The sequence below is a fragment of the Pseudoalteromonas sp. 3D05 genome, from assembly GCF_002723455.1.
GTDB lineage: Bacteria > Pseudomonadota > Gammaproteobacteria > Enterobacterales > Alteromonadaceae > Pseudoalteromonas.
On sequence record NZ_PDUS01000003.1, the window covers coordinates 53,452 to 65,687 of the forward strand.

At 39.8% G+C, this 12,236-nt stretch carries 12 protein-coding genes and 1 tRNA gene; 8 read left to right on the top strand and 5 right to left on the bottom strand.

Annotation, left to right across the window (positions count from 1 at the left end; translation table 11 throughout):
• Positions 1-10 precede the first annotated feature (10 nt).
• From tpiA to CSC79_RS04440, 4 genes are all read left to right on the top strand, one after another.
• A complete protein-coding gene (gene tpiA, locus CSC79_RS04425) occupies positions 11-760 on the top strand; it encodes a triose-phosphate isomerase (protein ID WP_099294470.1) in 750 nt (249 codons plus the stop codon).
• Position 761: 1 nt separating this feature from the next.
• The gene (gene secG, locus CSC79_RS04430) at positions 762-1,112 is read left to right on the top strand and encodes a preprotein translocase subunit SecG (protein WP_099294472.1); all 351 of its coding nucleotides are present in this window, start codon (positions 762-764) and stop codon (positions 1,110-1,112) included.
• Between the two features lie 80 nt (positions 1,113-1,192).
• Positions 1,193-1,277 (top strand) — tRNA-Leu (locus CSC79_RS04435).
• 484 nt (positions 1,278-1,761) lie between these two features.
• A complete protein-coding gene (locus tag CSC79_RS04440) occupies positions 1,762-3,387 on the top strand; it encodes a HAMP domain-containing methyl-accepting chemotaxis protein (RefSeq protein WP_099294474.1) in 1,626 nt (541 codons plus the stop codon).
• Positions 3,388-3,470: 83 nt separating this feature from the next.
• Here CSC79_RS04440 and CSC79_RS04445 read toward each other — a convergent pair whose 3' ends face one another.
• Positions 3,471-3,878, bottom strand: coding sequence for a phosphate ABC transporter substrate-binding protein (locus tag CSC79_RS04445; protein ID WP_099294476.1), 408 nt, complete (start codon positions 3,876-3,878; stop codon positions 3,471-3,473).
• A gap of 12 nt (positions 3,879-3,890) precedes the next feature.
• Positions 3,891-5,036 carry a porin gene (locus CSC79_RS04450; protein ID WP_099294478.1) on the bottom strand — a complete coding sequence of 382 codons (1,146 nt, stop codon included), beginning with the start codon at positions 5,034-5,036 and terminating at the stop codon, positions 3,891-3,893.
• A 299-nt stretch (positions 5,037-5,335) separates the two neighbouring features.
• Here CSC79_RS04450 and CSC79_RS04455 point away from each other — a divergent pair, with 299 nt between their 5' ends.
• On the top strand, positions 5,336-7,558 hold the full coding sequence (locus tag CSC79_RS04455) for a TonB-dependent receptor (RefSeq protein ID WP_099294480.1): 2,223 nt from the start codon (positions 5,336-5,338) through the stop codon (positions 7,556-7,558).
• Between the two features lie 88 nt (positions 7,559-7,646).
• Here CSC79_RS04455 and CSC79_RS04460 read toward each other — a convergent pair whose 3' ends face one another.
• Positions 7,647-8,015: a hypothetical protein gene (locus tag CSC79_RS04460; protein WP_099294482.1), complete on the bottom strand. Its 369-nt coding sequence runs from the start codon at positions 8,013-8,015 to the stop codon at positions 7,647-7,649.
• Positions 8,016-8,123: 108 nt separating this feature from the next.
• On the opposite strand from CSC79_RS04460, the gene CSC79_RS04465 reads away from it, so the two are divergent.
• Positions 8,124-8,660: a GNAT family N-acetyltransferase gene (locus tag CSC79_RS04465; protein WP_099294484.1), complete on the top strand. Its 537-nt coding sequence runs from the start codon at positions 8,124-8,126 to the stop codon at positions 8,658-8,660.
• A gap of 70 nt (positions 8,661-8,730) precedes the next feature.
• Positions 8,731-10,398, top strand: coding sequence for a gamma-glutamyltransferase (ggt, locus tag CSC79_RS04470; protein WP_099294486.1), 1,668 nt, complete (start codon positions 8,731-8,733; stop codon positions 10,396-10,398).
• Between the two features lie 71 nt (positions 10,399-10,469).
• On the opposite strand, the gene CSC79_RS04475 is transcribed toward ggt, so the two are convergent.
• Together CSC79_RS04475 and CSC79_RS04480 are read right to left on the bottom strand one after the other, a co-directional pair.
• Positions 10,470-11,066: a rhomboid family intramembrane serine protease gene (locus CSC79_RS04475; RefSeq protein ID WP_099294488.1), complete on the bottom strand. Its 597-nt coding sequence runs from the start codon at positions 11,064-11,066 to the stop codon at positions 10,470-10,472.
• Positions 11,067-11,161: 95 nt separating this feature from the next.
• Positions 11,162-11,845 (bottom strand): type 1 glutamine amidotransferase domain-containing protein, encoded by a 684-nt coding sequence (locus CSC79_RS04480; protein WP_099294490.1) that lies wholly within the window; start codon positions 11,843-11,845, stop codon positions 11,162-11,164.
• Between the two features lie 178 nt (positions 11,846-12,023).
• Here CSC79_RS04480 and CSC79_RS20165 point away from each other — a divergent pair, with 178 nt between their 5' ends.
• On the top strand, positions 12,024-12,206 hold the full coding sequence (locus CSC79_RS20165; RefSeq protein ID WP_237113955.1) for a hypothetical protein: 183 nt from the start codon (positions 12,024-12,026) through the stop codon (positions 12,204-12,206).
• Positions 12,207-12,236 lie beyond the last annotated feature (30 nt).

Below are 12,236 nucleotides of genomic sequence, written 5' to 3' on the forward strand. Positions count from 1 at the left end.
GAGTGGAAAAATGGCATTACGCAAGCCGATGGTAGCTGGAAACTGGAAAATGAACGGTTCTTTAGAACTTGTTGAACAGTTATCTAGTGCAATCAAAAACGTAGAATCAACCGATTTAGATGTTGTAATATTTCCACCTTACCCGTTGATCTCACAGCTAGTAGCAAGTGGTATAGCAACAGGTTCGCAAACAGTTTCTGAAAATCAACCAGGTGCATTTACCGGTGAAGTTGATGCTCAGTTAGTTAAAGATTTAGGTGCTAGTCACACATTGGTTGGTCACTCTGAGCGCCGAAGTATATTTGGTGAAAGCAATAGCACTGTTGCTAAAAAGTTTGCTCGTGCACAGCAGGTTGGGTTAACACCTATTCTTTGTGTAGGTGAAAGTGAACAGCAACGTGAGCAAGGACAAACTGAACAGGTAGTTGCTGCACAAATTGATGCGGTAATTAATGAATTAGGTCTAGCAGCACTGAAAGATTCTGTGGTAGCATACGAGCCCGTTTGGGCCATTGGCACAGGTAAGACTGCATCGCCTGAACAAGCACAGCATGTGCACAAATTTATCCGTGATAAAATTGCTGATTTAAATAGCGATTTAGCACAAGGGCTGACCATCCTTTATGGTGGCAGTGTAAATGAAAAAAATAGCGAATTATTATTTGCACAATCAGATATAGACGGCGGCTTAATAGGCGGTGCTAGTTTAAAAGCAGATTCATTTGCTGCGATCTGTGAGAGTGCAAAAAGGACCGTATAAGATGTACGAAATTTTATTAGTAGTGTATTTAGTTATAGCGATAGCGCTTGTTGGTATGGTTTTAATTCAACAAGGTAAAGGCGCAGATATGGGCTCGTCATTTGGTTCAGGCGCATCAGGAACTGTTTTCGGTTCTTCAGGCGCAGGTAACTTTATGACTAAAACAACGACTGCTTTAGCAACAATATTCTTTGTTTTAAGTATTGTCCTAGGTAATCTGACTGCGAATCAAATCAAGAAAAGTGATGAGTGGGAAAACTTAGAAGCAGCTCCTGCAGTTGAGACTGTTACTCCTGCAGAAGATGACGTTCCAGTGACTTCTACTAATGAAAAATCTGACGTACCTAATTAAGTAATAAAATTTGAGTTAAACGATTTACAAGCCTCAAGTAAATCAAAGAGTTTAACAAATAAAGTGAAAACTTTAAAAATGCGGTTGTGGTGGAATTGGTAGACACGCTACCTTGAGGGGGTAGTGCTTTAGGGCGTGGGGGTTCAAGTCCCCCCAACCGCACCATATTATAAAACCAGTAACAGCGATGTTACTGGTTTTTTTGTTTTAAGATTAAGTATTTGGACATCCGCTTCAATACAGTGTTTTATCTCCTATATATTTATAGCTAAGCTCAACCTCTTGAAAAGTATATTCTAAGTGCGCCTTTATTAAACCAAGTTAGTTCATTGACTCGATTTCTACTCAATAAGTGGTTTAGTAGAAATCGACTGGTTCTATATTTGCCTAAAATGATTAGCAATGAACTCGTAGCAAACAAGTCAATTTTTGCTTAATGCCGAACTATAAGCTAATGTGTTTACTAATAATAAAAACCTTATTCATGGCAAATTTGAGCACGGTTATCTGATACAGGATAGCTTATTGTGGGTAAGCATTATTGAAAGCAGAAAATATAATTAAAAAGCTATATAAATTAAAAATATAGCTAATGAATTAGGCTCTATAGCCGATATTACTTTTAGTTAAAATAATTAAGGTACTACGAATGGCGTCAAGCATGTCTTTTCAAAATATCAGTATCACAAAAAAAATCCATGCTATCACCAGTATTGCGGTTATAGCATTTGTGGTGATTGTATTGATAAATTACGTTGCCATGGATGACAACCGCGGGTCATTAGATGAGTTGGAAAAAACATCTTACCAAGTTGTTAAGCTAACCTCTTCAAATGTTGTGTTGCTAGAAAAACTCGATGAGTTATACACACAGGCAGTTACTTTTGGTGAACAAGAATTAGTTGATAAAGCCAGCGACACCTATGAAAAATTAATGAGCAATATCGATAAAATTACGGCGATAAGTAATAACTATATCGATAGTAAAGTGCGTGATCAGTTAGGTAACTATTCAAAAATTTCATCGCAAATAGCCAATGGTATGATCGATGGAACTGCTGACTTTAGTAAAATACAGCAACAAGCTCAAACTAAAACCCAGATCTACACTTCAGTACTTAAGAGCTTTAAAAACGCCCAAGAGCGTGCAGATGACCGCTTTTTCGAATTAGTGAAAAATACCAAAGCGCGTTCTGATAAAGCGCTGACTTTAATGCTAGTTGTGTCTTTAGTATCTTTATCACTGTTATTACTCATGGCAGTTTGGATTGCACGAGGCATTGGTGCAGCTGCCAGTGACGCAGCAGATAACTTAAGGCTATTAGGTGAAGGTAAAGGTTCTTTAAGCACACAGTTAACTGTGCGCTCAGAGGATGAGATAGGGCAAGTTGCAATTAATTTCAACTCCTTTATTACCCTTTTAAGAGGTTCAGTGTTAGATGTAATGTCTGTGTGTGAACCGCTAATGGAAAACTCTACGCGTTTAGTGCAAGGGATGGAGCAAGCCGAAAGAGCTACAAGCAAGCAGGCCTCTGATGCTGAAGTCGTTAAACAATCAATGGAAGAAATGAAACAGAGCGTAGGTGATATTTCTCAATCTGCGGCTAGTGCATCTCGTGCTGCGCAAACAGCAGAGCAAGAAGTCGATCAAAGCCGTAGCCAAATTCAAACGGCGGTTTCAGAATCTCAAACACTTAGTAATGAAATCAATCACGCGGCGACTACCATCAATAAGTTAGCTGATGATACAAAAAATGTGACTCAAATTTTAAATGTTATAACGGCCATTGCAGAGCAAACTAATTTACTCGCTCTAAATGCGGCTATTGAGGCGGCTCGAGCTGGAGAACAAGGTCGTGGCTTTGCGGTTGTAGCAGATGAAGTGCGAGAGCTTGCATCACGAACTGCTAAATCTACCAACGAAATACGTGAGCTACTTAATACCTTAACTAGCGCTGCAAACGAGTCGGTCAATGCTATGACCTCAGCGAGAGATATGGCAACAAATAATGCTACCGCAGCAAAAAATACGGGTATATCTATTGAAAAAATAGCAGAACAAATACTTGAAATTAATGGTATGAACTCGCAAATTGCAGCTGCAACAGAGGAGCAAACTTCAGTAGCGGCAATGGTAGTTGATAATGTGTCAAATATGCATATGTCTTTCGAAGACACAATGCAGTCATTAGCAGCAGTGAGAGATGTTGCCAAGAACCTTCATTATTTGTCAGATAACTTACTCGATGCTACAGCGAAGTTTAAGGTGGAATAAACTAGAACCTGGCATAAAAATTTATCAGTGTAAAAATAAAAAACCACCTAAGCCTAGGTGGTTTTTTGATAGGGTAACGTTATTTAAAATTTACCGACAACTTTTACGTTATCAGTGATTTTTGCGCTATCAATATAGCCTATGGCATCGGTGTTGCTACTGACAAAATCAATAACAGCTTGATCGTTGCTTAGCTTTTCTGGCGGTGTGCCTTTGCCTGTAAAGACCAACTTTGACCAATACGCATTTAATTGGCTACCGGACTTACCGACCACTTTATCGTTAAATTCATCTGCAACGCTATTGCCATCCTGATTAACTGGGTTCACTTTTACCCCGTCATCGAAAGATTTACTTTTACCTAGGTAGATCTTTTTAATGGCATTTGCATCCAGTTGATTTGAATTTGCAGGGTTTACGATCACTGCAACTTCCGCAAACGTGTTTAATGAGCAAACAGTTAATGCTGTGGCTAAAAATAATTTTCTCATCATAAACTCCAATTAAAATATCAAATCGACAGCAACGGCAACAACATCGGTCTCTGTATCAGTGATATCGTCTTTAAAGCGGCTGAAATCTACTTTAAATGCAGCTGATGGATGAAAGTTATAACGCGTGCCAATTGTGTATACGTTACTTTTCGCTTTTGATCCTTCTAGTACTTGGTTAATACCTTGATTCAAAGGAGGAACAGCAGTGAGGGCATTGTAGCGGCTGCTATCATGTTCATCATCGTTATTTTCATAAGTGAAGTGAACAGTCCACTCATCCATGCGATAACCTACAGAGGTGTAGTATTGAGTTTGTTTAGCTAATGCGCTGTTATCTACTTCAAACTCAGTGTATTCGGCATCAAATAAAATATCGTTATAATCAACAGAGAAACCAATCGCAAAGAATGAACCATTGTCTTCATCAATAGCAATATCATTTGCTTGCTCAGCGAAGCCAGCACCACGCAAGGTTTGCTCTAAATTATTAAGGGCAATGCCAGTATCAGTATCATTTTCAATAGCAATAGATGTATCTGCAACAAAGTATGCTGCGCGTGCACTGAACCAGTCATAACTTAGGGTCCAGTTGATACCAGCAATGTCGTTAAGTTCAGTATCACCATTAACAGATACAACTGCAATGGTGCCATCATAGCCACCATAAATAGCTTGTACGGTTGAATCCCAATCACCCAGAGTTGAGGTATGTAACAGACTTAAGCCTTCGTATGTTGAAAAAGGAATGTTATAAACAGACTGCGGTGGCCTTATCCAACGATAGGCGTAACCTACATCTAAGAAATCCGAATAACGATAAAAGGGCACGCGCATTTTACCTGCACTGAGTTGCAGCTCATCGGTAAATTCGTATGTTAAATAAGCCCATTCGAACTCAGCATCAAAGTCATTTTCGCCACGGGCGACAATTTGCGCTGTTGCGCTTAGTTTATCTTGTAAGTCAGCGGATAACTGAAGTGCAAATACGCTCTCATTTTTAAAGGAGATGTCATTATCATACCCATATAGGGTCGTATCATCATCCATTGTTTTACCACCAACAATTGAGGCAAAACCGTTGATGCGCACCTCCGCAAAAGAAGCTGCTGACGTAAGAGCACCACATAGTGCAATAGCAATAGGAAGTTTTTTCATTGTGTATCCTAAGTATTTAAAGATAGGTTGATTTCAAAGACATTTTAGTAGTAAAAGAGCAAGTTAGCGATGAAAAACCAAAAAGAAAGTTAAATGCCTCAAATAGGTAAGATATTTTGCTTATAAGAATTTTTTGATATAGGTTTTTAAATTAATTAAGCTTAGCTGCGTTAATTATACCATTTTTCACAAAAGTGAAATATAATACCCCTCCAGAGGTAAGATACTTAATTAAGTGTCTTTTTTTATGCCTGAAATTTACTAGGCACTTCCACACACGGTACCCTTTGGAGAATACATTGAAAATACGCCACCTATCTCAGTTAAGTATTGCCATGCTTACGGCTTTTGCTGCACCTAGTTACGCACAAGATGAAAAAACCACTGCAAAGCAGGATGCTTTTGAAAAAATAGAAGTCACAGCTCGTAAGCGCACAGAAAGCATTTTTGAGTCTCCAACAGCCGTTACATCAATCGGTGAAAATTTGATTGATAAAGCTAATATGAGCAACTTAGAAGATATTGGTAAATACGTACCCAATTTAAATATTACGCGCTATGGGGTAGGTAATGCTGCTCATGCATCGGTATTTATTCGCGGTATTGGTTTGCAAGATCACATCATCACTACTGATCCAGGTGTAGGTGTATACCTGGATGGCGTTTACTTAGGCCGTCAAATGGGCTCTAACTTGTCATTGCCAAATATTGAGCGTGTAGAAGTGTTACGTGGACCACAAGGGACATTGTATGGCCGTAATACACTTGGTGGGGCTGTTAACATTATAACTAAACAACCAGGTGATGAAGGCATTGCAACGACGACTGCTAAAGTAGGTTCTCGTGGACGTATAGCTGGCGATGTATACTTTAATAACTCGTTGACAGATGAGCTTAGTATGTCAGCTAGTGCATCTTACAAACAACGTGATGGCGTAGGTAAGGCGATTAACTTAGCTAATCCAGAAAAAGAAATTGGCGAAGAACAGGAAACCAGTGGTCGTGTTGCGATTAAATGGCAACCAACTACAGATTTTTCAATGGTAGTCTCATTAGATGCCGTTGATAATGAGTCAGGACAATCACCTTATACAATTGAGCTTACAACGCCGTTAGATGCTTCTAACCCTGGCAACGGTGATTTCCCACTTCTTACAGCTGATATGCTGCCAAAAGACCCTGATGATTTAGCTACGACTGTAGCAGGCATTGAATCTACTTCTTATTCTGGTTGGGGAACATCAGTCTCTGCGCAATGGGATATTAATAACGAGTACACAGCTAAATTTATTTCAAGCTACCGCACATCAGAATACGAAGGTGGGCTAGATGATGATGCTGTTGCACTTAATTTATCTGAATTCCCTGAAGAAGGTGGTGCAGATCAATATTCATTTGAAATCCAACTAAATGGCACATTTGCTGATATGGACTTCGTATCGGGTCTTTATTACTTTAATGAGGACGGGTTCACAAGCTCAGGCCCATTTGTATTTAGTCCATGGAACACACCTAATGGTTTGTTAAATGATGGTGTAACCCCTTCATTTGGTGACTATGGTTATTTTGATGTAAACCAAGAAACTAATTCATACGCAGCGTATATTAACGCCAGCTATGACCTTTCTGACGCGCTGAGCGTTGGTGGTGGTTTGCGCTACTCAAAAGATGAAAAAGAAGCCAATGCTTTATTCCCAAGTTTCCCTGAGCGTAAATTTGTCTCAGCTGACTTTGATGCCATAACATGGGATGTAAACGCATCTTACCGTTTAGATAATGGTTTGAATGTGTATGGTCAAGTTCAAAAAGGGTATCAAACGGGTGGTTTCCCACCACGCCCATTTGGTGGTCCTGATCAGTTTGTATCGTTTGATGAGACAAAAGCCATTAACTATGAGTTGGGCTTAAAAGGCCAAGTTCATGAAGATGTATCTATGATGCTAGCAGTATTTGTTACTGACTATACTGACTTGGCGTTACCGTTTTCTGACCCTACTGCCGGTGGTGGTTTTGTAACTATTGTTGAGAATGCAGGTCAATCTAAAGCACAAGGTATAGAGTTAGAGACTACTGTTGCAGTAACAGATGATTTTACAATTCGCAGTGCTGTGGGTTATTTAGACTCTGAAATCACTAAAGTAGATGAAGGTGTACAAGGTATTGGCAAAGGCGATTCGCCAGCACTTACACCGCGTTGGACTGTGATGGTTGCGCCTTCTTACTTTATTGACCTAGACAATGGCGCTACGGTTGCGTTAAACGCCAACTACTCTTATCGCAGTGATATGCAAGGCCAGTCAGTTTATAATCAAAGCGAGCAAATTGACTCGCGTGAACTGGTTGGGTTTAATATTTCATATTTGAATGCCTATGGCGATATGGAAGTAACCTTATACGGCGAAAATGTACTTAATGAAGTTTATGATGTAGGCCGTTTACAGCAATCTGGTTTCGTGGGTGTTATGCGTAGTAACGACCGCAGTGAGTTTGGTATTAAGTTTAAAAAAGATTTTGAGCTTTAATTAAGCGCCTTTAAATAAGAAGGGTAAGGTTTAAAGCCTTACCCTTCTTATTATCAAACAGTGCTTACAAAAAGTTGCTGGCTGGCAGCTAGTTGTTTTTTTCTTGCTCGCGTTTTTCACGCGCTTCTTTTAGTTCATCGGCAAGTTCTTGTGCCTTTTGTTTAGTCTTTTCAGTTAACTCGCCTGCGGCTTCTTTACTTTCTAGCCATGCATCGATGGCAATTTCTTTGCCGTCATCAAACATATCTAGGCCAAGCTTTTTACTTTCGTCGAGTAACTCATTCAATGAATCCCCTTTAAACTCATTGGTCGACTCTTTAACTTCATTCCAGGCATCATCAAGCGCTTTTTTCATTTCAGCTTTCGCTTCGGCAGCGTCTTCTTTAACTTCCTTAGCATCTTCACAACCAAACAGTAAAACTGAACTTACTAAAACTAAACTGGCTAATTTTTTCATATTTGTTCTCTATTAAATTATTTTGTTTCTATTAACTACATTGTTAAGTAAAGTCATTATAGTCAAAATAGGTAGTGTTAAAGTCAGTATTAATATACAGGGGATAATATGAATGTACCTCGAACAACAAGGCTAGATTTCAAATTAATGGATGAACATGATGCACCGCTATTATTTGAAATAGACAGCGACCCTCAAGTGATGAAGTATTTATCGCGCGGTAAAGTTACCTCCATGCAAACGATAAAGGACGTATTTATTCCCCGTATGCAAGCGTATCGTAATGTTGAGATGGGGTGGGGGTTATGGCAGGTTAATATTACACAACAAAATGAATTCATTGGCTGGGTGCTTGTAAGGCCGATGGACTTTTTTGCTGAATCGCCTAATTATAATGACATTGAAATTGGTTGGCGTTTTAAACGCTCGAGCTGGGGTAAGGGGTATGCTAGTGAAGCGGCTATTGCAATTGCTAACTTAATTGCTCTAAAACCCCAAGTGCATGCTATTAGTGCTACAGCGTTAAAAGACAATCTGGCTTCAATTAAAGTTATGGAAAAACTAGCAATGACATTTATTAAAGATTATACCCATGTTGATGAACAAGGTGAGTTACCGGCTGTGCTATATCAAAAAAGGGTTTAATTGTGGTTTGCCTAAAATTAGTGCAGCATGGATAAATAATAAAAACAGTAGTTAATAAAAGGAGTGACCTATGTTTGTGAGTGCCAAGTATCTAGTGCTTTTTAGTTTGATTGTAATACAACTTAATTTGACACTTTTCGCAGTAGAAAAAACGAACCAGGCTGCAGTTGCTATGCCTGATAGCTATAGCAGCGATGCTGCTCGAGCAATACTAGAGCAAGGTGGCAATGCCGTTGATGCTGCAATCGCCGCGCAGTTTGTGCTTGCGGTAACCTTACCCGAAGCCGGAAACATAGGTGGCGGTGGTTTTATGCTGATACATAAAGAGGGCTCAAGTGACTTTATTGATTATCGTGAAACAGCTCCAAGCGCAGCACATCGCGATATGTATCTAGATGAGCAAGGCAATGTTATTAAGAATCGTTCTGTGTATGGTATTCATGCCAGCGGTGTGCCTGGCAGTGTTGCAGGTATGTGGCTTGCTCATAAAAAACACGGCACACTTGATTGGCAAAGCTTAGTTGACCCCGCGGTTAAGTTGGCCGAGCAAGGCTTTATTGTCCATCCAAAGCTTGCCAGTAGTATTGAGCGCTACATTGCTCGTATGGCTAAAAAAGATGTCTCAATCAATTTTGCTGATTACTTTGCCAGCGCTAAAGCAAACAAAAACTTTAAACAACCAGAGCTCGCAGCTACCCTAAAGCGCATTCGCGATAAGGGTAAAGCCGGGTTTTATGAAGGTGAAACCGCTAAAATCATCGCCGATTTTATGGCACAACATGGCGGTATAATCACCCAAGCAGATTTAAAAGGCTATCAAGCAAAATCACGTACTCCTATTAAAGCCAGCTGGAATGGCTATGAAGTATTAACGTCTCCGCCGCCAAGCTCTGGTGGTATTGCAATTTTACAATGGTTAAAAATGTATGAGCTGACTAAGCCAGACATTGGTTTTGAGCATAATTCAACCGCATATATTCATTTACTGGCTGAAATAGGTAAACGTGTTTTTGCGGATAGAGCAGAGTACTTGGGTGATCCTGATTTTTTTGAAGTGCCAAAACGTGAACTAATAGCGACAAAGTACTTGAAAGCACGTGTTGGCACGATTGAGGCTAATAAAATATCAACCACTGAGAGCATTAAACCAGGCTTACATGAAAGCGAGCAAACGACTCATTTTTCAATCGTTGATAAGTTTGGCAATGCAGTGTCTAACACCACAACGATTAACTTAAGCTTTGGTAGTGGAGTAGTGGTTGCTGGTGCAGGCTTTTTACTTAACGATGAAATGGATGACTTTAGCGCCAAGCCTGGGGTGATGAATGTGTTTGGCGCGCTTGGAGGTAAAGCAAACGAAATCCAGCCACATAAACGTATGCTTAGCTCGATGACGCCAACAATCTTGCTTAAAAACAATAAAGTCAAAATGGTTACAGGCTCACCTGGCGGAACGACGATTATTAGCTCAGTGTATGAATCGATTTTAAATATGGTTGAATTTAATATGAGTGCTGATGATGTTGTAAACAGCCCTCGATTTCATCACCAGCTATGGCCTAAAAATGTGATTCGCCATCACAGTGGTTTAGCTAAAGATGTTATCAGCGCACTTGAAAAAATGGGTTACACATTAAATGAGCGCCGCTTTGGTGATATGCATGTTGTGATTGAGAAAGAGGGTAAGTTGCAGGCTGCTTCAGAGGCTTCAGGGCGTGGCAAAGCCATGGTATTTTAAATCAGCAGGGCGTGTGCAATAGTCATTTTTGGTAGCAGTATTGGCTGCTACCATTTTAGTTACTTAGAGCGTTAGCGTTTAAAGGTTAAAGACACTTTATCTTTTTTCGCTAAGTAGTAGCCGATTAACACACCTGCTATGGCACCAAAGAGGTGACTTTCGAACGAAACATGAGGACGTTGAGGCAGCACACCCCAGATAAATCCACTATACAAAAATACCACGACAACGCTAATAACAATTGCTTTGAAGGAGCGAAGCATAAGACCATAGCAAATTAAAAAGCCCCATAAGCCATACAATACGCCACTTAGCCCAACATGAATATTGCCACGTCCAAATAACCAAACCAGCAAACCACCGCCTAAGGCTGTAAAAATAAACACCAACCAAAATCGCTTAATACTGTATTGGCAAACTAACCAGCCAAGTACTGCAAAGGGAATTAAATTACTTATTAAGTGTGCCCAACCACCATGTAAGAAGGGGGCGAAAAAGATTCCAGTCAAACCACTAAGGCTGCGTGGGTATATACCTAAACCATTTAGGTTTATACCAGGCAAGCTATTAACAACTTGTAATACAGTACACAGTAAAATAATGCCGATGAGGGTAAAGCGCTTACTGCTCAGAGGGGGAATGCGAGATGAGTTGCTATTGCTTGGCATAGATAAACTTAATTAAAATAACATTTACCTGAGTATACCTAGCTTAAGGTTGTATTGAAAAGCCTTGCATTAGAGCAAGGCTTTAAAATGAATAGTTAACCTAATTTGGTTAATAGCTTCTTAGCGGCCAGCTCAGAACTTGCTGGGTTTTGACCTGTGATCACAAGGCCGTCTTCTAGTGCAAGTACACCCCAATCATCCGTTTTTTGATAATCGCCACCTTTTTTAATTAGCTCGTCTTCGACTAGAAATGGCACAATGTCAGTAAGTTGTACTGCTGCTTCTTCTGTATTACTAAAGCCTGTTACTTTTTTACCTGCAACTAATGCATTACCATCTGTATCTTTAATATTTAAAAATGCAGCGCTCGCATGGCAAACCGCGGCAACAGGTTTTTGCTGCTGAATAAAGTTCTCAATTAAGTTAATTGAGTCAGCGTTATCAACTAAATCCCATAGTGGGCCATGGCCGCCTGGGTAAAATGCTGCATCAAAATCGCTGGCGTTTACTTCGCTTAAAATTTGGGTGTTAGCCATCAATGTTTTTGCTGCACTGTCGTTGTCATAACGTTTAGTAGCATCCGTTTCAAAGTCGGCTAGTGTACTTGTCGGATCAATAGGTGGCTGACCACCTTCAGGTGATGCCAAGGTTACTTCTGCACCCGCATCGATAAAGGCATAATAAGGGGCTGCGAATTCTTCTACCCAAAACCCTGTTTTTTCACCTGTATTGCCTAAATCAGCATGTGAAGTAAGAACCATAAGTATTTTTTTAGCCATAACGATATTCCTTCTGATGAAATGAATTTTAATCTGTTAATTACTATATGCGCGAGGGTGAGCTTAAACAACGATGATAAATTTAACTTTATTGATTTAAAAATTGATACAGTATACCCAAACCACCTCAAGATGCAGAATTCAGCGTTTCACAGGGGCTTAATATCAAGGCGTTACTTTGCAAGAATGGCAGTCCCTTTTAAGAAGTAACAACGATGAGAGTAAGTCTCTGTGGAACGCCCAACGGGTTGGTTTAAAAGCGATTTATACTGCGTTATTGATTTTAACAATAGAACCACTATTACTTGCAATCAATGCCTTGCCTAAATCGCTTTTAATTCCAACGACGCTCGCATCTTGAGGTAGTTTGGGTATAAATGAGTTTGAAGTT